Annotated in this window: 11 protein-coding genes; 4 read left to right on the plus strand and 7 right to left on the minus strand. The window is 72.2% G+C overall.

Annotation, left to right across the window (positions count from 1 at the left end; translation table 11 throughout):
* The first annotated feature begins 38 nt into the window (after positions 1–38).
* Positions 39–1,616, plus strand: a complete 1,578-nt coding sequence (locus N1031_RS09550; RefSeq protein WP_259479398.1) for a zinc-binding metallopeptidase family protein — start codon at positions 39–41, stop codon at positions 1,614–1,616.
* Between the two features lie 15 nt (positions 1,617–1,631).
* On the opposite strand, the gene N1031_RS09555 is transcribed toward N1031_RS09550, so the two are convergent.
* Entirely contained in the window at positions 1,632–2,618 is a 987-nt protein-coding gene (locus tag N1031_RS09555) for an Lrp/AsnC family transcriptional regulator (RefSeq protein WP_259479399.1), read from the minus strand.
* Between the two features lie 151 nt (positions 2,619–2,769).
* On the opposite strand from N1031_RS09555, the gene N1031_RS09560 reads away from it, so the two are divergent.
* The 3 genes from N1031_RS09560 (at position 2,770) to N1031_RS09570 (ending at position 6,818) form a co-directional block, all read left to right on the plus strand.
* Positions 2,770–4,074, plus strand: a complete 1,305-nt coding sequence (locus tag N1031_RS09560; protein WP_259479400.1) for an NtaA/DmoA family FMN-dependent monooxygenase — start codon at positions 2,770–2,772, stop codon at positions 4,072–4,074.
* A gap of 66 nt (positions 4,075–4,140) precedes the next feature.
* Positions 4,141–5,448, plus strand: a complete 1,308-nt coding sequence (locus N1031_RS09565) for an NtaA/DmoA family FMN-dependent monooxygenase (RefSeq protein WP_259479401.1) — start codon at positions 4,141–4,143, stop codon at positions 5,446–5,448.
* 68 nt (positions 5,449–5,516) lie between these two features.
* Positions 5,517–6,818, plus strand: a complete 1,302-nt coding sequence (locus N1031_RS09570; protein WP_259479402.1) for a threonine/serine exporter family protein — start codon at positions 5,517–5,519, stop codon at positions 6,816–6,818.
* 64 nt (positions 6,819–6,882) lie between these two features.
* On the opposite strand, the gene N1031_RS09575 is transcribed toward N1031_RS09570, so the two are convergent.
* From N1031_RS09575 to N1031_RS09600, 6 genes are all read right to left on the minus strand, one after another.
* Positions 6,883–12,159 (minus strand): immunoglobulin domain-containing protein, encoded by a 5,277-nt coding sequence (locus tag N1031_RS09575; protein ID WP_259479403.1) that lies wholly within the window; start codon positions 12,157–12,159, stop codon positions 6,883–6,885.
* A gap of 79 nt (positions 12,160–12,238) precedes the next feature.
* Entirely contained in the window at positions 12,239–14,506 is a 2,268-nt protein-coding gene (locus tag N1031_RS09580) for a cell wall-binding repeat-containing protein (RefSeq protein WP_259479404.1), read from the minus strand.
* 101 nt (positions 14,507–14,607) lie between these two features.
* Entirely contained in the window at positions 14,608–17,478 is a 2,871-nt protein-coding gene (locus N1031_RS09585; RefSeq protein ID WP_259479405.1) for a fibronectin type III domain-containing protein, read from the minus strand.
* Positions 17,479–17,512: 34 nt separating this feature from the next.
* Positions 17,513–18,484, minus strand: a complete 972-nt coding sequence (locus tag N1031_RS09590; protein ID WP_259479406.1) for a hypothetical protein — start codon at positions 18,482–18,484, stop codon at positions 17,513–17,515.
* On the minus strand, positions 18,481–19,332 hold the full coding sequence (locus tag N1031_RS09595; protein ID WP_259479407.1) for a heme ABC transporter ATP-binding protein: 852 nt from the start codon (positions 19,330–19,332) through the stop codon (positions 18,481–18,483). Before N1031_RS09595 ends, N1031_RS09590 begins: the two co-directional genes overlap by 4 nt.
* Positions 19,329–20,363 (minus strand): FecCD family ABC transporter permease, encoded by a 1,035-nt coding sequence (locus N1031_RS09600; RefSeq protein ID WP_259479614.1) that lies wholly within the window; start codon positions 20,361–20,363, stop codon positions 19,329–19,331. Before N1031_RS09600 ends, N1031_RS09595 begins: the two co-directional genes overlap by 4 nt.
* Positions 20,364–20,414 lie beyond the last annotated feature (51 nt).

Raw genomic sequence — 20,414 nt, forward strand, 5'->3', positions numbered from 1 at the left:
CCCGCATCCGCACCCCCATCCAGACACGAGGAACCACCATGGACTTCACCGAGCGTCAGCTCGAGGCGATCGGCATCGTCGACGATCTCCTGCCCGACTACTCCGCCTTCCACCGCGAGATCTGGGGCTACGCCGAGCCGGCCTGGCGCGAGTACCGCTCGGTGGCCGCCTACGTGGCGAAGCTGCGCGAGGAGGGCTTCGAGGTGGAGGAGGGCTCCGGCGACATGCCGACCGCGTTCCACGCCACCTGGGGCTCGGGCGGGCCGAGCATCGGGCTCTACGCCGAGTACGACGCCTCGCCGGGCGCCTCGCAGGAGACCGTGCCCTACCGGCAGCCCCGTGAGGGCCTGCATCCGTGGGCGCCGGGCTTCACGGATGCGCACAGCGCCCTCGGGGTCGGCGCGCTCGCCGGGGCGGTGGCGCTCAAGCGCACGCTGGAGCGCGCGGGCGGCGGCGCCACCATCCACTTCTTCGGCGAACCCGCCGAGAAGGTGTGCGGCTCGAAGTCGGTGCACGCGGCCAAGGGCTACTACGACCCGCTCGACGCGGCCATCTCGTTCCACCCGCTCTCCGACAACACCGTCGTGGGTGAGCTCGGCGGCTGCCTCTACTGGAGTGCCGTGTTCACCTTCGAGTGCACCGACGACGAGCCGTGGCTGACCGTCGACCGCTTCGACTCGGCCGAGGCGAGCCAGCACAACTCGGTGCGCTCACCCGGCGCCGTCGATGCGCTCGCGCTCATGATCTCCACCACGAAGGCCACGCGCGAGAACATGTTCCCGCGCACGGGCCTGTGGTCGCTGAACGAGGTGGTGCTCGGTGGCGCGAACGCCACGGCCGACAACCAGGCGCCGCGCATCTCGCAGATCCAGTTCTCGTGGCGTTCGCCGCTGGTGGGCATCCAGGAGCAGATCTACGACGTGCTCGCCCGCTGCGCGAAGCACGTCGCCGGCATCACCAACACGGTGGCGTCGGTGCGCTGGGTCACCAAGATCCGGCCCGCCCTGCCCAACCTCGAGCTCGCCAGGGCGACCGAGGAGATCATGACCTCGCTCGGCCCGCCCGCCCGCGACGAGAGCGTGGCCGAGTTCGGACGCGACCTCGAGCGCGCGCTCGGGCTGCCGGTGAGCGAGCAGCCCTTCCTCGGGGTGCTCGACACCATCACCCCGATCGAGGTGCGCGACGCGCGCATCCGCGAGACCATCCCGCCGTGGCAGGACTGCACCGGAGCCGACGACTACTCGGAGTACAGCTGGCACGCGCCGACGGTGCGGTTCTTCACCGCGAAGCCCCTGCTGAAGCAGGTGCCCGAGCTCAGCCACTGGTCGAACAACGCGATGAACGGGCTGGCCGAGGCGATCGACCCCACCTGGGTCTACGGCGCGAAGATCATCGCCGCCACGGCACTGCGGCTCATCGACGACCCCGCCCTGCTGGCCGCCGCCACCGAGGAGTACGCGACCCGCTTCGGTGCGGCGCCCGAGGAGTACCGCGCGCCGATGCTGCCGGCCGACTTCGCGCCGCCGGTCGACCTGCCGTGGCCCGAATACGTGACCACCGCGCGGGGATACGAGTGGGTGCTGCCGACGACCGGCGATCTGGGCGAACGGCTCTGAGGGACCGGAGTGCTGTCAGCGGGTGACGGAGTCCTCGAGCAGCCACGGGGTGGCCGCGATGTGCGTGCGCACGTAGGGCCACACCTGCACCTCGGTGACGCTCGGGATGGAGGCGATGGCGCGGCTGAGCCGCCCCACGTCCTCCTGGCTGCGGCAGGCGAACTCGGCGAGCGTGTTGAACATGCCGGTCTGCCACGACACGATGTTCACCTCGTCCATGTCGGCGATGGTGCGGAGCGCGGAGTCCACGTCGCCCGCGAGGCGGATGCCCATGTTGCCCACCACGGCGCGCCCCGTCGCGGTGCGGTCGAGCATCGCGGTGGGTCGGATGGTGTGCGTGGAGAACAGCTGCTGCACGCGGCGGCGCACGTTCCAGTACGACTCGTCGACCTCGGCGGCGAGTTCGCGGTAGCTCGCCCTGGGGTTCTGCACGAGCACCCGGAGCAGCCGGATGTCGGACTCCGAGAGCTGGTCGTGGGGGATGGCCGAGCTCGAGTCGGGCCCGGGCTCGTCGGGCCGGCCCTGACTGTGCCACTTGTGGTACTCGAGCGTGCGCCACACGTCGCGCACACGGATGTCGGGGTTGAGGTCGGTGATCTCCTGCAGCGTGCGGGCCAGCTCGTCGTCGTCGTGCCCGGCGATCTCCAGCAGCACGTTGTAGGGGCCGAGCACCTCGGTCATGTAGGTGATGTTGGGCATCCGCTGCAGCCGGAGCGCCAGTTCGGAGACCCGGCCGGGGTAGCTCAGCCAGGCGGTGCCGATGGCGAAGTAGCCCAGGGTGCTCGGATGCACGGCGCCGATGATGCGCAGCACCCCGTCGCTCACGAGCCGGCCCACGCGCGTGCGCACCGCGTCGGCGGAGAGCCCGACGGCCATGCCGATGTCGGCGAACGCCATGCGCCCGTCGTCGCGCAGCAGGGCCTGGATCTTCAGATCGGTGTCGTCGACCAGATAGCGCTCCACGGCACCCCTCGCAGCGGGCGCGCCCAGCGGCGCGCGCATCAGTGTAGCGGCGATCTTAGCAACCTTCCTTCGCCTCGACGATAGCCCATCGCCCGGAAGTGTCGGCTTCAGTTACGGCACATGTGCAAAAGTAACGCGCTGGAAACATCGATTATGTAAATTCATCTCGACTGATCGGGAAAGGGTGTCAATGTTCCACCTCGCATGGTTCCTCAACGGGTACTCCGTGTCGCACTGGCACGGTCACTACGCCGGCATCAACAAGACCGAGTGGGCGAAACCCGACCTCTATGTCGACCTCACCCGCTCGCTCGAGCGCGCCGGCTTCGACGCCCTGTTCATCGAGGACACCACGATGATCGACGACACCTACGGCGGCAGCATGGAGGCCGCACTCAAGTACGGCATCATGGCGCCGAAGAACGACCCCATGCCCTTGGTGCCGTTGCTGGCGCACCAGTCCAAGCACATCGGGCTCGTCTCCACCGTCTCGACCATCCAGTACCACCCCTTCCTCGCCGCCCGTCTCGGCGCCACACTCGACCACCTCACCGAGGGTCGGTTCGGCTTCAACGTGGTGACCTCGGTGAGTCACCGGGTGGCCCAGAACTTCGGATTCGACGAGCACCTGCCGCACGCCGAGCGCTACGCGATGGCCGAGGAGTGGCTCGACGCGGTGGGGGCGCTCTGGAACTCGTGGGAGCCCGACGCCCTCGTGCTCGATGAGGAGACCCCGATGTTCGCCGACCACACGAAGGTGCACACGGTCGACTTCGAGGGCACGTACTTCCGCACCCGCGGCCCCCTGAGCACGGTGCCGGGACCGCAGCACCGCCCGGTGGTGGCGCAGGCCGGCAACTCAGGCCCGGGGCGCGACCTCGCCGCCCGCAACGCCGACATGATGCTCGCGCTCGCCAACACCCCCGAGGGCATGAAGGAGATCCGCGAGGACATGCACCGGCGGCTGCGCAGCTACGGGCGCAACCCCGACGACTTCAAGATCTTCTTCATGTGCCAGGTCTACCTCGGCGAGACAGACGACGACGCCCGTCGCACCCACGCCGCCGAAGAGGCCGTGCGCTTCTCGGAGGAGGGGATCGTGCGTCAGCTCTGGACCATGAGCTACGCCAGCGGCGGCGTGGTCGACTACTCCACACTCGACCTCGACGCGCCGCTGCCCGACACCCTCGGCAATGGCGAGACCACCACCATGAAGGCGCTGCTCGAGGGCGCGGGCACCGTCACGCTCCGCGACCGGGTGATGGGCCCGAACAAGTACGGGTACGACTTCATCGGCTCCTCCGACTCCGTCGCGGCGCAGATGGACGAGGTGATGCAGGAGATGGGCGGCGACGGCTACCTCATCTTCGGGTCGACCCGGCGCACGAAGATCGCCGAGATCACCGACGGGCTGGCGCCCGCGCTCCGCCGCCGGGGGCTCATCCGTGAGTCGTACGACGAGCCCACCTTCCGCCAGAACCTGCTCGCGTTCTGAGCCGCGCGTACCGCCCGCACCGCGCGCCCCGCGCATCCGCTCGACCCCTCTGAAAGGACCTCACCCATGAGCGACAAGTTCCACCTCGGCTGGTTCGTCGACGGCTTCCGCGTTCCGGCCTGGAACCGCGACTGGTCGGGCACCTCCACCCAGGACTGGGTGAGCGGGCGCTTCTACGTCGACATGGCGCGCGACCTCGAGCGCGGCTGCTTCGACTACATCATGCTCGAAGACTCCAACTACGTGCCCGACGTCTACGGCGGCAGCACCGAGGTCTACCTCAAGTACGGGCAGCGGGCGCCGAAGCACGACCCCGCCGTGCTGGCCACGCTCATCGCGGCCGCCACCTCGAACCTCGGCATCATCACCACCCTCGCCACCACCGAGATCTCGCCGTTCCGCCTGGCGCGGCTCATGCAGACCCTCGACGGGGTGTCGGGCGGGCGCATCGGCTGGAACGTGGTGACGGGCAGCAACGACCGCGCCGCGCAGAACTTCGGCTTCGAGGCGCAGCCGCCGCACGACCAGCGCTACGACATGGCCGACGAGTTCATCCAGGCGGTGCGGGCGCTCTGGGACTCGTGGGAGGACGGCGCCGTCATCGCCGACGTGGAGTCGAACGTGTACGTCGACGCCTCGAAGGTCTCCGACGTCGACTTCGAGGGCACCTACTACCGCACCCGCGGGCCGCTCAACACCATCCCGGGGCCACAGAAGCACCCCATCCTGGTGCAGGCGGGGGTGTCGCCGCGCGGGCAGAAGTTCGCGGCGCGGCACGCCGACTCGGTGATCGCCACCGGGTCGAGCATCGACGGGATGCGCGAGCTGCGCGCCAGCATCAAGCAGCACGCCGCCGACGCGGGGCGGAACCCCGACGACGTGAAGGTGCTCTTCCTGGTCGAGCCGATCCTCGGTGAGACCGACGAGGATGCGCGGGCCAGGCAGCAGCGCGTGGCGGCCGAGCGCGACCGGCTGCTCGACTTCGGGCTCAGCTCGCTCGCGAGCGTGACGGCCACCGACTTCTCCACCTTCGACCCCGACGAGCCGCTGCCGCTCGGGCTCACCACCAACGGGCACCAGGGCCAGCTGGCCGACATGGTGCGCTCGCGCCGGCCGCTGCGCGAGCTCGCGGTGGGGGCGTGGGCGGGCTCCGACGAGGCCGACCTCGTGGGCACCCCCGCCACGGTGGCCGCCAAGATGGCAGGGCTCATGGACGAGGTGGGCGGCGACGGATTCCTGCTCACCTCGCTCAACCCCACCCGCCGTTACGTCACAGAGGTGGTCGACGGGCTCGTGCCCGAGCTGCAGCGCCTCGGCCGCGTGCGCACCGAGTACGCCCAGCCGACGGTGCGCGGCACGCTCACCGAGTTCTGACCCGCGCCCGCCCGCCGGTGGCCGCGCATCCCGCCCGTCGCGGGTAGCATCTGGGCGAGGGGGTGCGGATGCGCGGTGAGGGCGGGCCCGCGGGCGACGGAGGCGCCGCGGACGAACTGATCGTGGCGGCGGTGACCGCCCTGCACCTGAACGGGGCGGGTGCGGATCGCACGGCGCTGCGCGTCGGCAGGCTCGCCGCCGCGCTCGGCCGCGAGGTGCGCCTCGATCTCGGCTGGGGGCGGTCGATCGTGGGTGTGAGGTCGTCGGCCGGCGGTGACGGTGGCGGCGGTGATGGTGGCGGCGTGGGCCGGTGGGCCGAGTTCGTGGTGCGCGGCGTGCCCGCGGCGATCGGGATGAACCGGGTGCATGCCGTCGACCGTGCGGTGGCAGGGGTGGTGCGGGGCACTCTCGACCTCGCCGCGGCGCGAGCCGCTCTGCGGGCTGCGGCGGCGCTCCCGCCGGTGCGGCTGTGGCTGTTCGTGCTGGCCTGCGCGGTGGGGGCGACGTCGCTGGCCGTCATCTTCGGAGCCGACGACCCGCTCGAGCTCGCGCTCGTCGCGCTGGCGGCGGGCGCCGGGGCTCTGCTGCGTCGCGGTGTCGGCCGACTCGGCGGATCGGTGTTCGCGCAGGTGGCGCTCGCCGCCCTCGTGGCCGGCCTCGTCGGCGCCGTGTCGCTCGGGCTCGGCCTGCACTCCGCCCTCGTTCTCGCCGCCGTGTGCCCCTGCATGGTGCTGGTGCCCGGCCCGCAGCTGCTCAACGGGTCGTTCGACCTGGCCGCCCTGCGCATCCCGCTGGGCCTCGCCCGCCTCGCGTTCGCGGGCGTGGTGCTCTTCTCGGTCGGCGCCGGACTCGTGGTGGGGCTCGCCCTCGGTGGCGCGAGCCTGCCGGTCGACCCGCCGGCCGAGGCTGCGCCGCTCTGGCTCGACGCGCTGTGCGCGGGCCTCGCCGCGGTCTGTTACGGGGTGTTCTACAGCGCGCCGCTGCGCATCCTGTACTGGCCGTTCGTCGTGGGGGCGGGCGTGCACGCGCTGCACTGGATCGCGGTCGAGCTCGGGCATGTCCCGCCCGCGCTCTCGGCCGGTGTGGCGTGCCTCGTGGCCGCGTCGGTGCTGCTGCCCGTCGCGGAGCGTTTCGACCTGCCGTTCTCGGCCATCGGCTTCGCCTCGGTGGTGGCGCTCATGCCGGGCGTGCTGGTGTTCCGGGCGCTGAGCGCTCTCACCCAGCTGCCCTCCGCCGCGCCCGCCGAGGCGCCTCTGCTGCTCGTGGGTGCCGTCGACGATGCCACCCAGGCCGTGCTCACCGTGTTCGCCATGGCGCTCGGCTTCGTGGTGGCGAACGCCGCGTTTCGGCGGCTGCACCGGGTGCCGTGATGACGAGGGCCCGGATGCGCGCGGTGCGCATCCGGGCCCCTTCAGGTTGCGGGGTGCTGGGCGATCAGCCCCGGCGTGCCCGGCGGCTCGTGGCGAGGGTGACGCCCGCGCCGGCGAGGAGCAGGAGCAGAGCGCCGGCCAGCCAGCCGCCGAGCTCGTAGCCCGTGTTCGGCAGAGCGGCGACCGAGGTGCCGTCCGTGCCGTCGGCCGTGCCCGTGCCGGTGTCGGTGCCGCCCGTGCTGCCGCCGTCCGACGGAGCCGGGGTGACACCGCCGTCGGTCGCGGCGACCTCCACGGCCACCCAGCCGATCACCGATCCGTCGACCGCGCGCACCACGAGGTGGTGGGTGTCCGCGGCGAGCCCGGTCGGCAGCGTGACGGTGACGGTGCCGGAGGCGCTCACCTGCTGCCAGCCGAGGAAGGCCGGATCGGAGTGCACCTCGGCGCCCACGAACCTGCCCGCCAGCTCGGCGGCCCGGTCCTCGTCGCCGAGCGACACGGTCACGACCGAGCCGTCCACCGAGAGCACCGTCGCGTCGCCCGCCGCGGCCGCGGCGAGCTCCTCGTCGGTGAGCGGGGTGAGCGCGTCCACCGGGGCGACGACCGTGAGCACCGCCTCGTCGGAGGTGACCGAGCCGAGGCCGTTGGTCACCACCGCACGCACCACGGCGCCGGAGTCCGACTCGTCGAACGGCAGCCGGAGCGTGGACTCCGTCGCGCCGTCGAGGGCGGCCCACTCGCCGTCGCTGCCCTGGCGCTCCCACTGCACGGTGGGCGTGGGCGAGCCCGTCGCCTGGACCGTGAACGAGGCGGTCGGGGTGCCCGCGGCCATCGGCGCCGAGAGGTCGGCCGGCTGGCCGGAGAGCGCTGGGGCGCTCTCGTCGAGTGTCACCGGCGTGGCCGTCTCGTAGGGCGCGTACACCACACCGCCACCGGCGTAGGTGTAGACGCCGTACTCGCCGGCCTTGTCGTAGGCGCCTCCGGCCACCGTGAGGGTGGCGGTGAAGGTGCCGTCGGGCTCCAGCTCGATGGCACCGCGCTCGGCACCGCCGATCGTGGCCATGTCGGCGGCGTTCACGGCCCACACGGTCGACAGACCCGAACGCGCCGACGACGCGGCGCCCTCGCTCGGCTTCCAGGTGGAGTCGAAACGGCCGAACACCACGTAGACGCCGCCGAAGGACCCGGCCAGCGGCGGTCGCACCGCCGTGGTGGCCGCCCCGTCGGGCAGGAACCCGGAGCCGGTGACGGTGATCGTCTCACCGTCGGCGTCGAGGCCCTCGGTCTTCGAGACCGTGACCGTCGGCTGGAGCGCCGACACCGTGAGAGCGGCCTCGGCGGAGACGACCGAGCCGAGCCCGTTCGACACCACGACCCGGTAGAGCGAGCCGGAGGCGGCCGAGCTCGCGGTGACCTCGTAGCTCGCCGAGGTGGCGCCCTCGAGGTCGGCCCACTCGCCGCCCGCGGGCTGCGACTGCCACTGGTAGGCCACCTCGGGGCTGCCCGAGGCGCTCACCGTGAACGTCGCGGTGCCGCCGACCGAGGTCGAGACCGCCGCCGGCTGGGCGTCGATCACGGGCGCGCTGCCGAGCGCGATCGGGGCGAACCCGTCGAACTCGCGCAGCTCGCGGCCGCCGTCGGTGGGGCTCCACAGCCAGGCGAAGCCGTACTGCTTCGACGGGTCGAGCGTGCCGGCGGGCACGGTGACGGTGTCGCGGCGGAACGACCAGTCGCCCGCACCCCACCGGTTGACGGTGCCCGCGACGAAGTCGTCGGCCGTCACGGAGTCCTCACCCGGCTGCCAGACCGAGGCGTCGACGAGTCCGCTGAGGAACACGCCCGGCTCGCTCCACGAGATCTCGGGCTGCTGCCCGAGGGTCCAGGTGATGGCGTTGTCCACCGAGGGGTCGATCAGGCCGGGCATGGCGTAGATCGGGCCCTCGGAGGCGGGGACGACGTGGATCGTCGCGACGTCGGAGACCACGCGGCCGCCTTCGTTCTCGACCACGGCGCGGTACTGCACGCCGTCGAGCTCCGCGGTCGCAGTGAACTCGAAGATCTCGCCGGTGTACTCCGACTCGCTCCAGGTGGCCCCGCCGTCGGTGCTGGTCTCCCAGACGACCGTCGGGTAGGGAGCACCCTCGACGCCCACGAGCAGGTAGCTCGAGGCTCCCTCGAACACGGGCACGTCGCTCGGCTGGTAGTTGATGCCGGCCGGTTGCGTGACCACCGTGAGGGTCACCTCGTCGGAGTACGCGACGCCGTAGTCGTTCTCGGCCACGGCGCGGAACACCGAGCCCGAGTCGCCGAGCGTCGCCGGCGGGGTGGCGTAGCCGTAGACCGACTGGCTGCTCTCGGCCCACGAGTTCGAGTCGCCGGGTGCCGGCGACCAGCTGCCGTCGGCGCCCTTGATCTCCCAGCGCATCGTCGGCAGCGGGTAGCCGCTGGCGATCGCCGAGAAGTAGGAGCCCTGCTCGACCAGCGCCTCGTAGTCGGTGGGCTGCTGGGTGAACACGGGGGCGGCCGACGCGGTGACCGTGAGGGTCGCCTCGGCCGACACCACGCTGTTCACCGACGAGCCGGCCACGAACCGCACCGCGGCGCCGTTCCACTCGGCCGCGAGCACCGAGGTGAGCACGAGCGAGCTGTCGGTCGCGCCCTCGATGTCGGCCCAGTCGCCGCCGGCCTTCTTCGCCTGCCACTGGAACGACACGTCACCGGATGCGGCGGTCGCCCCACCGGTGAAGGTCACGTCCTGGCCCTCCACGATGGAGGCGGAGGCGGGCTGGCTGGAGATGAGCACGTCGTACTCGGGCGCGGAGCCCGAGAACGCCACGTCGATCGCCATCGGCGGCTTCAGCGGGTCTGCGGAGAGCCCGCTGGTGTGCCAGTAGCTCGACAGCCCGGTGGCGTACTGGAAGTCGACGAACGACTCCGGCCACGAACCCCAGTCCGGGTTGGCGTCCTTGGCCGCCTGCGGCACCGCCGAGACGCTCTTGCGCTCCGAATCGGGGTTCAGCGGGTCGGTGAGCGGGAAGTAGTCCACACCCGCCCAGACCGGGTCGATCTCGATCCGGCCGTCGACCACCTGCGCACCCTGCACATCCGCGATCACCACGTCTTCGCGCGGGTCGAGCGGCACCTTGACGGTGGGGTCCTCCATCGAGCTGCCGAAGCCGCCCACGCGGGCGGTGATCTGCCCGTCGCCGTTCTCGTCGAGCACGAGCTCGGGGTTCTCGAAGTACCAGCTCACGAGACCGCCGTAGGCGTTGACCGTTCCGGCCCCGGTCCACTGGATGGTGGTTCCCTCCTCGGTCGAGCTGCCCTCGCCCGCGGTGAACAGGAAGCGCTGGTTGATGGAGTCGGAGGAGCCTTCCGCCGGGGTGCAGCGGCTCGCGACGTCGACGACCTGTGAGGTGCCGTCGCTGTGCTTCTTGATGACGTAGACGTCACCGTCGACCGACTGGTAGTCGTCGCCGAGACCGGTCACGGCTCCCGCCACGAAGTAGTTGCAGCCGCCGGCGGGCGAGGCGCCCTGGTGCACGGCGTTGAAGCCGAACTCGATCGTGGCCGCGGTGATCTCGCCCTCGACGTCGCTCTGCCCCTCGATCGGCACCAGCAGGCGCGAGTCGTAGGAGCGGTCGGTGAGGTCGGTGGAGTAGGTCACGAGGTAGTAGCGCTGGCTCGCGTCGAGCTGGGCCCAGGGCTGCACCAGCTGGTTCGGCTGGTGACCGTTCGAGGGGCCGAGGTTCGAGGCGTAGAGCGTCTCGTACCAGACGGCGTCGGCCTTGTCGGGCGTGTTCGTGCCCTCGAGGGCGCTCTCGGGAACCAGCACGGCCTGGATGTCGGTGGTGGAGCCCTCGGGCACGGTGAAGCCGGCGAACGATGCGCGCAGGTTGACGTTCCAGTCGGCGATCTGCTGCTCGGTGACGGGTGTGCCCTCGACCCACATGGTGCTCGGGCCGCTGTAGGCGACCACGGTCAGCTCCTGGGGGTCGCTCGTGACGTCGTCGCCGACGCCGTTGCTGAACACGGTGCGCGCGAGCAGGCCGTCGTCGCTCAGCGAGGGGACGAGGGCGAACTGCTCGGAGACGCCGACGGGCTCGCCGCTGGCCACCCAGGTCGCACCGCCGTCACGGCTGAGCTGCCACTGCTTGGTGGGCTCGGGCACGCCGCTGGCGTAAGTGCCGAACGCGACGTAGGAGCCCTCGTAGGCCACGGTGTCCTGCCCGCTGTAGAGCAGGGCGGGAGCCTCGGAGCGCACGGAGAGGGTGACCTCGTCGGAGGCCAGCTCGCCGTTGAGGAGGGCGCGGATCTTCACGCCGTCGTCGGAGGGGACGGTCGGCAGCTGCAGGCGCGAGTCGGTCGCACCCGCGATGTCGGTCCAGGTGCTGCCGTCGGTGCTGCGCTGCCACTGGTAGGCGAGCGGGTTGCCGGTGGCGGTGACGGAGAAGCTCGCGGTCTGGCCGGCGTCGACCGAGGCGCCGACGGGCTGCGTGACGAACGCGGCGTCGATCTCGCCGAGCGAGACGGTCACGTTCACCGGGGGCTTCATGAGGTTGAGACCCGAGCACGAGGTGGAGTAGTAGTGCGCGCGCACCGAGCTCGGCAGGAAGTCGATCCACGCCTGCGGCCAGGAGCCGCCCGCGCCGTCGCAGGCCGCCCAGGGGCTGCCGGTGGTGGTGTCGGAGACGACGTATTCGCGGCCCGCGTACTCGGGCACGGCGGTGATGACACCGTCGTCGAGCGAGACCTCGGAGAAGGTGGCGAGCGTGATGCGGTCGGGGCCCGCGGCCGGTGCCGGGTTGCCCGACATGTCGAGGCCCTCGGGGATGAACACCTCGAAGCTCAGCTCGCCGGTGCCGTCGTCGTCGATGGTGAGGATCGGGTCGCGGAGTGTCTCGTCGGGGGCGCCGTACTGGCCGTTGTAGGCGTTCAGCACCCAGTCGCCGGTGTCGGCCCAGGTGACGGTACCCGCGCCGGTGACGGCGTCGAGCTCGCCGGTGCCACCCTCGAAGCGGCCGACGTTGAACTCCTTCGCGGCGTCGGCGTCGAGGCCCGTGACGGTCTGGCCGTTCACGGTGCCGGTGGAGACGCGGTCGCCGGAGGCGGTCATCGACCAGGCGCCGAACACGCCGTACTGCGCGTAGCGGCTGTAGGCCCATTCGAGCTGGGCGCCGTCGACGGCCACGGTGTCGGAGGTGGTGTCCGTGGTGGTGACTGCGGGTGTCTGTGCCGGGGCGGCCGTCGCGGGGGCGGCCACCAGGCACGAGAAGGCGAGGGCCGACGCGAGTCCGGCCCCGAGAGCGGCCCCGAGGCGCGCTCGATGTCTCTGTGTCACAGATGCTCCTGAGTGATGGTGCGGATGGAGAAGTGTGGGCCGCCCTTCCGGGCGGCCCACGAGGTGGTGCGGGGTGCTGCTAGAACGAGCAGGCGGTGAGACTCTCGACCGCCGCGCTCAGCGAGTTCGGCCCGCCCAGGAGGGTGACCGTCCCCGCGCCGAGCGTGTCGATGGCGCTCAGCACGCCGGTCGGCACGCAGTCTCCGGGCACCACGTAGAGCGGGGCGCCCCGCAGGCCGGCGAGGGCCGCGCCGGCGAGGGCGTCGGGGTAGTTGAGGCCCGTGGCGAGGTAGACCTCGGCCGCACGGTCGAAGGCGTCGTTGTTGATGGCGATCGACGCGGCGAAGCGGTCGGCTCCGGCGAGACGCTCGACGGCGGTGACGCCCGAGACCGTGCCGAGCGAGGTCTGGATGCCCGTGGAGACCGAGTTCGGCCCGCCGGCGATCAGCACCTCCTCCACACCCAGATCGCTGAGCAGGCTCGAGGTGGCCTTGTTCACGGTGTTCTCCGAACCGGCCACGAGCACGACCGGGCGGCCGTACGCGCCGCCGGCGGCGCTCGCCGACAGGGCGTCGGGGAAGTTCGCGCCGGTGGCGACGTAGGCGCTGGTGGCACCCTCCTCACCGAAGGCGTAGTCGGCGACCGCGAGCGAGGTGGCGTAGCGGTCGGCGCCCGTGACGCGGGTCACGTTGTCGGCGAGGTCTTCGAGGCTCGACTGCACCGCGGTGCTCACCGAGTTCGGGCCGCCCACGATGACGATCGTCGACGCGCCGAGGCGCTCGATCTCGTCGCCGACCGAGGCCGGCAGCGAGTCGGGCGTGGTGAGCAGCAGCGGAGCCGACTCGCTCACCGCGGCCGGAGCGGCGGAGAGGGCGTCGGCGAAGGTGTAGCCCGAGACGACGTAGGCCACGTCGGTGCCCTCGGGGTAGGCCTCCTGCGAGACGGCCACGGCGCCCGCCACCCGGTCGGCGCCGGCGAGGCGGTCGACGTTGGTGGTGAACTCGATCGGCGTGTAGGTCTCGAAGGGGGCGTACACCGCGCCGCCGGCGGCGTAGGTGTAGATGCCGTAGTTGCCGTCGGCGAGCGAGCCCGCGAAGTTCTTCGACACGGTGATGGTGGTGCTGAAGCTGCCGTCGGCGCTCAGCTCGATGCCCGCGCCCGATCCCGAGGGGTCGATGACGGGGAGCTGCTCGGCCAGCACGGCCCACTTGGTGGCCGAGCGGTCGGTGGCCCGAGCGCTGCCGGGAGCACCGTCAGACGGCTTCCAGGTGTCGAGGAACGAGCCGAAGGTCACGTAGGCCCCGGTGAACTGGCCCGCCAGCGGCGGGTACACGCCCGTGGTGGCGGGAGGGCTCGGGAGGAAGCCCGTGCCCGTGATGGTGATGGTCTCGCCGTCGGGGTTCAGTCCCTCGGTCTTCGAGACCGTCACGGTCGGGGTGGTGGCCACGGTGTAGCTCACGCCGATCGGTTCGGCGACCTTGGCTGCGTCGGTCTGGCCCCCGCTGGAGTACCAGTACGACGACTGCCCGGTGAGGAGCTGGTAGTCGACGAAGCTCTGAGGGAACGAGCCCCAGGTGTCGCCGGAGGTGACCTGCGCCGTGGCGCCGGCCGGAAGGTCGACGCTCACGCCGAGGTACTCGGGGTCGACGGTGAAGCCGGTGGCGGTGACGTCGACGCCGCTGAGGGTCGCGAGCGTGACCTCGGTGTCGGGGAGCACCACGAACGCCTCGGGGTCGTCCATCTCGGTTCCGTACCCGCTGAGTGTGGCGGTCACGGTACCCTCGCCGTCCTCGACGACGAGGTGCGGGTCGCTCACGGAGTACTGGGTGAGGCCGCTGTAGAGCGCGACGGTGAAATCGCCGGTCCACGTGATGTCGGCGCTCTCGTTGTCGGGGTCGACCGTGCCGCTCCCGGCCGCGATCGAGACCCGGTTGCCGCTCGGGGTGCCGACCTTGGTGCCGCTCAGCGGTGACCCGTCGGGTGTCGTCAACAGACCGGCCCAGGTGCCGGTCGCGTAGCTGCCGTCAGCCTGCTCCTTCTGGATCGTGACGTCACCGTCGGTGGCCATCCAGTCCGCCTCGGTGATCGAGTCGGAGGCGCTGGTCTTCGCGACCTTGCCGGCGCTCAGCATGTTCACGGTGCCGGGGGCGAACGCCTTGGCGTTGGCCTCGTCGGTGAGGCTCCAGGTGAACACCGCGCCGGTGATCGAGGAGCCTTCGGCGGCGGCCGCCGCGGGAACGGTGGCCGCGGAGGCGGGGGCGGCCGCGAGGGCCGAGAGGGCGAGCGCGGCCGTCAGGCCGCCCGCCAGCGCGGCGCAGCTGCGCGCACGAGAGCGTTTTTGTATCACGGGAAACTCCGAATCACGTCAGAAAGGGATAAGGTCAGCCTATCCTTATTAAGGTAAGCAGAACCTAACTATTTCTGCGCGGTCCGATCGGATGCGGTCCGTCAGCGCCCCGGGTTCCTGCGTTCCAGCAGCACCACGGCGCCTCCACCGGCGCCCACCACCACGACGATCAGGCCCAGCGCCGCGATGAGCGCGAGCAGCAGAACGAGCTCCGTCTCGCCGAGGGCGCTCGCCGAGGCCGACTCCACGATCACCACCGACGCTCCCGCCGTCGCCGCTCCGCTCGCCAGCGCCGTCGCCGCGGTCACGGGTGCCACGACCACCGGAACGCGCGCGGGAGGCAGCTTCGCCGAGGGCACACGGGCCCCGGCCTGCTCGGTGGCCGCGGGGGTCTCGGCCGCCGGGGCCGTGAAGGTGGCCGCGTCGTAACCGACCACGAACGGGGTGGCCGGCTTGGCCGCATCCGCCTGTCCCCCGCTGGAGTACCAGTAGGCCGCCTGGCCGGTGGCGCGCTGGAAGTCGACGAACGACTGGGGGAACGACCCCCAGTCGGCACCGGTGCGCGACTGCGGGGTGGCGTCGGCCGGGAGGGAGACCGCCACGCCGCGGTAGTCGGGGGTGACCGTGAAGCCGTCGGCACCCACCTGCACACCCGAGAAGGTGGCGAGGGTGATGGTGCGGGGCGCGATGGGCTGCCACTTGGTCTGGTCGTCCATGTCGGTGCCGAAGCCGCTGCCCGTGGCCGTGAGGGTGCCGACGCCGTTCTCCACGGTCAGCACCGGGTCGCTGAGGTACCAGAAGGTGAGGCCGCCGTAGTACACCACGGTCACGTCGCCGTCCCAGCGGATGCTCGCCGAACCGGTGGCGCGGTCGACCTCGCCGGTGCCGCCGGTCATGACGAACTGGTTGCCGCCGTAGGGGGTCGAGGTGCCCGAGCTGAGAGGTGTGCCTGTGCGGTCGAGGCACTTGGTGTCCCAGGATGCGGGCACGTACGCGCCGCTCGCATCCGGCTTCTCGATGCTCACGGTGCCGCTCTTGGCCGAGTACTGCGCCGGAGCGAACAGCGCCGAGCCACCCGGGTCGGGGGTGAGGCCCGCCGAGAGGAAGTTGCAGCCACCGAAGTAGGCGCCGTTGTTGCTCTCGTCGTTGAGGCCCCAGCGCAGCACCGCGTTCTCGAGCTGCAGCGTGCTGTTCGCGGGGGCGGTGACCTCGACCCGCACCACGACCGGGGGCGCCCCGGTGGGCGCGGCGCGGCCGTCGAGCTCGTCGTCGCTCACGAGCAGCAGCCACTGGGTGCCGACCGCGAGTGCCGAGGTGTCGACCTCGACGGAGGTGGTGCCGGATACGGGGGTGGTCACCGTGCGCGCGAAGACGGCGTCGCCGTACCACCAGGCCTCGCCCGACTGCGCACCGGTCCAAGGGACGTCGACCGCGAGCGCGGTGCCCTTCTGCACGGTGACGGACGCGGCCTCCTGCAGCGACCCGTCGCCCACAGCGGCGGCGACCGCCGCGCGGTCGGCGTAGGCCGGCGGTCGGCTCCCAGGGTCGGAGGCGGTCGGTGTCGTGACGGTGGCGCTGAAGTCGGAGAGCTCGCCGACGCCGTCGGCGTTCACCGCGGCGACCCGCACCGAGTAGCGGGCACCCGGCTGCAGGCCCCGGAACACGGTTGCCGGCGCCTCGGCGGCGTCGGTCACGGTCACGGTCTGGCTCGTCACGAGGCCGGTGCCGGCGGCGTGCAGCTCGACCACGTAGCCGGTCACGGGCGAGCCCCCGGTGTAACGCCCGGTTGTGGCCGTGCCGCTCCAGGAGACCACGCGCGCCGAGGTGGCCTCGGGCGTCGCGGGCCGGTTCGAGAACTCCGTCAGCGGTGCCCGCGAGCCGAGTGTCTGCGCCAGGTAGTCGGCGGCCCACGACGGCGGGGGCGTGCTGGTGGCGGAGCTGCCGCGGAAGCGCAGCACGCCGTCGACCACGTCGTAGGGCACGACCGCCACCAGGTAGCGGCTCGAGCCTTCGAGGCCCGTGAGCTCGGCTGAGAGCGTGCCGTCGCCGCCCGTGACGGGGGTGCCGACGTCGTAGGTGCCGACCAGGTACGAGTTCGCGCTCGTGGCCAGCTGGTCGTGGCGGCGTTCCAGCACGCGCAGGGCGTAGCCGGCGGGAGCGGGGGAGGCGCTGTCGTCGGCAGCGTTCCAGGTGACGGTGAGGCCGTCCGCGGTCGGCCCGGAGAGGGTGGGCGCGTCGACGCCGACGGAGGAGAGCACCCCCGTGCTCGACGGGGGAAGGGTGAGGGGTGTGCTCACGAGGCGGTCGCCCACGGCGGCGGCGCCGTCGAGCACGGTGACCCGGGCGACGACCGTGGCGGAGCCGAAGGCGACGCCCTCCACGCGGTACCTCAGGGTGTCGGCATCCACCTCGACCCGGGAGATGAGGGTGTTCGCGTTGTCGGGGTTGCGGCCCGAGAAGAGCTCGACGCGGTAGCCGACGGCCTCCGAGGACTGCTCGGCGGAGGGAGCCCAGGCGATGTCGACGCCGTAGTCGATGCCCGCGGGGTCGCTCTGCAGGAGCACGGTGCCCGCGGTCGGGGCGGTGGTGGCCTGCCAGGTGGAGGCGGGCAGCGGGGTGGGGTCGATCGCGGGCAGCGCAGGGTTTTCGCCGGGGGCGGGGGAGGCCGAGGGGATGGGCTCCGGAGTCGCCGTGGGTGCGGGAGTCGCCGTCGGGTCGGGCGTGGAGACCGGCTCCGAGGGGGCGGTGGATTCGGGCTCCGGCTCGGATCCCTCCGGCTCGGATCCCTCCGGCTCGGATCCCTCCGGCGAGACGGGTTCGGCGGATGCGGACGGCTCAGGGGTCGAGGCGGGCTCCGAGGTGGCGGTGGGCTCCGGCGTGATCTCGCCGGCGGCCGCGAGCGCCGGAGCGGCCGGGAGCAGAAGCGCACCGGCGAGCACGGCCGCGGCGATCACCGTCGCCGCCCCGCGCATCCGGGGTCGCCTCGTTCTGAGCGGGCTCGTCACGTCAGGCCTTCGGCTCGGCCGGAGGTGCGGTGGCGGCGGCGGGCCCGGTAGCGGGCGCTGCAGCGGCCAGGGCTCGCTTGCGCGAGCTGAGCACGGCCCACACGAGGAAGGCGATCGCGGCGATCGCCAGCACGCCCACACCGGCCACCGCGCCCAGCAGGATGGGCACCAGGTTCGTGTCGTCGGGCGAAGCGGCCGGCGCGGCGATGACGGTGGTGGTGACCGGGGCGGGAACGTCGGCGGCGGCCGCATCCGCTGCGGCCTGCGCGTCGGCGGCCGCCTGCGCGTCGGCCGCGGCCTGGGCGGCGGCTGCGGCCTGCGCGGCGGCGTCGTCGGAGTAGAGGCTCTGGAAGCTGATCGGCGTGAAGGTCTCGTTGCTCGGGTTCACCACGCCGTGCGCGCCGATGGTGATGATGCCGCACTGGCTCACCAGGCAGTCGACGGTGGTGACGTTGCCCTCGCGGTCGTACGACTCGAACACGGCGCCCGGGATGCGCATGGTCGCCGACCAGGTGCCGTCGGCCGCCACCTCGCCGCCGTTCGCGGCGTACTCGGTCGAGCTTCCCGGGAACGACACGAACAGCTGGTACCCCACGGGGTTGGTCTCGTCGTCGGAGACGTAGCGGTAGGTCGAGCCGGTGGCGCCGCCCTGGCTCGGCGCCCAGCCGTCGCCCGACACCCAGCCGAAGAACACGTAGATGCCGCCGAACCCGCTCGGGATCGACTGGAACCCCGTGCCCGTCACGGTGACCTCGGTGAGGTAGTCGGGGTCGGCCACGCCGACGAGCTCCGGCTGGTCCTTCACGGTCACCGACACGCTCCCCGCGGCGTGCGCGGCCGGGGCCGGCGCTGCCACGAGCGACACGGCCGCCGCGGCGAGGGCGACCGAGGCCGCCAGAACGAGACGTAGTGCGCGGCGGCCCGAGCGGCGTGCGAAGCGGGCGGGGGCGGTGGCGGATGCGGTGGCGGTCATGCGGTCTCCCGGGGTGGAACGGATGCGGACACGGTGGGGGCGGGCGCGCCGACCGCGTCGGGCGCGGCGCGCAGCGGCAGCACGATGGCGGTACCCGTCACGGGGTGCCGCATCACCTCCACCGGCAGTTCGTAGACGTGGCTCAGCAGCGGCGCGGTGAGCACCGCATCCGGTGGCCCGTCGGCCACGACGGAACCCCCGTCGATGAGCACGATGCGGTCGGCGTAGGCCGCCGCGAGCGAGAGGTCGTGCAGCACCACCACGACGCAGTCGCCCGCGCGGGCGCGGTCGCGGCTGATGCGCAGCACGTCCTCCTGGTGCCGGAGGTCGAGGGCGGCGGTGGGCTCGTCGAGCAGCAGGATGCCGGTCTCCTGGGCCAGGATGCGCGCCAGCGACGCCCGCGCGCGCTCGCCGCCCGAGAGGGAGGGCACGGCACGGTCGCGGAACCGCGTCATCTCGGTGAGCTCGATCGACTCCTCCACCACCCGGTCGTCGTCGAGGTCGCGGGGCGTGCCCTGCCACGGCGCCCGGCCCATCTCGACGACCTCGCGCACGGTGAAGGGGAAGAACACCCCGGTCTGCTGCAGCAGCACCGCCCGGCGGCGGCCGAGCTCCTTGAGGCTCCAGTCGCCGAGGGCGCGGCCCGCGATCTCCACCGACCCGGTGGAGGCCTGGTCGCCGGTGACCACCGAGAGCAGCGTCGACTTGCCCGCCCCGTTGGGGCCGATGAGCGCCACCACCTCGCCGGCGTGGGCCGAGAACGACACGTCGGTGAGGATGCGGGTGCCGTCGATCTCGACGCCCGCCGCGCTCACCCGTAGCGCGGGAGCGGTGCCGGCCCCGCTCATCCCCAGCCCCCCGCCCGCTTGCGGGTGCGGCGCAGCAGCCAGAAGAAGAACGGCCCGCCGATGAGCGAGGTGAGCATGCCGATGGGGAGGTCGGCCATGGGCACGGCGGTGCGGGCCACCAGGTCGGCCGAGACCAGCAGCAGGGCGCCGCCGAGGGTGGAGGCGATGAGCAGGGGCAGGTGCGCCGGCCCGATGATCATGCGCATGAGGTGCGGGATGACGAGCCCGACGAACGCGATGATGCCGCAGAACGCCACCGCCGCGCCGGTGAGCAGCGCGACCAGCACGATGGAGCCGATGCGGAGCGCCTCCACGTTCACGCCGAGGTGCCTGGCCGACTTCTCGCCGAGCGACAGCAGGTCGTAGCGGCGCGACAGCAGCAGCGCCGCGGTCACGCCCACGGCCACCACGGGCAGCACCACGAACACGTCGGGCCAGCGGGCGCCGTTGAGGCTGCCGAGCTGCCAGAACACGATCGCCTCGCGCGACTGCGTGTCGGCGAGGAACATGAACAGCGCGAGCCCCGCGCCCGCGAAGGCGTTGACCGCGATGCCCGTGAGCACCAGCGTCACCACCTCGGTCTTGCCGTTGGCCCGCGACACCCCGTAGACGAGCAGGGTCGCCAGGAGGCCCGCGCCGAACGCGGCGACCGCGATGCTCCAGTCGCCGAGGAAGTTCGCGCCGAACACGATGGCGGCCGAGGCGCCGAGAGCCGCCCCCGAGCTCACCCCCACCACGCCGGGCTCGGCGAGCGGGTTGCCGAAGATCGCCTGCATGATCATGCCCGCCGCCGCGAGCGCAGCTCCGACCAGGATGGCGAGGGCGACGCGGGGGAACCGGATGGTCCACAGCGCGCTGTCGCCGTTCGGGTGCGAGGGCATCGGCCAGAGGGTGATGCCCAAGCGGTTCATGATCGAGCCGAGCACCTCGTCGGGAGCTACGCCGAGTTGACCGGTGCCGGCCGCCACGAGGGCCGCGACCACCAGCAGCGCGCCGAGCACGGTGAAGAGAACGGCGCGGCGCACGCGCATCCGGCTCTTCGCCGTGGCCTTCCGGGGCTCGCTGCTCGCGCCCCCGGTGCC

The sequence above is a fragment of the Herbiconiux moechotypicola genome (assembly GCF_024979255.1).
GTDB lineage: Bacteria > Actinomycetota > Actinomycetes > Actinomycetales > Microbacteriaceae > Herbiconiux > Herbiconiux moechotypicola.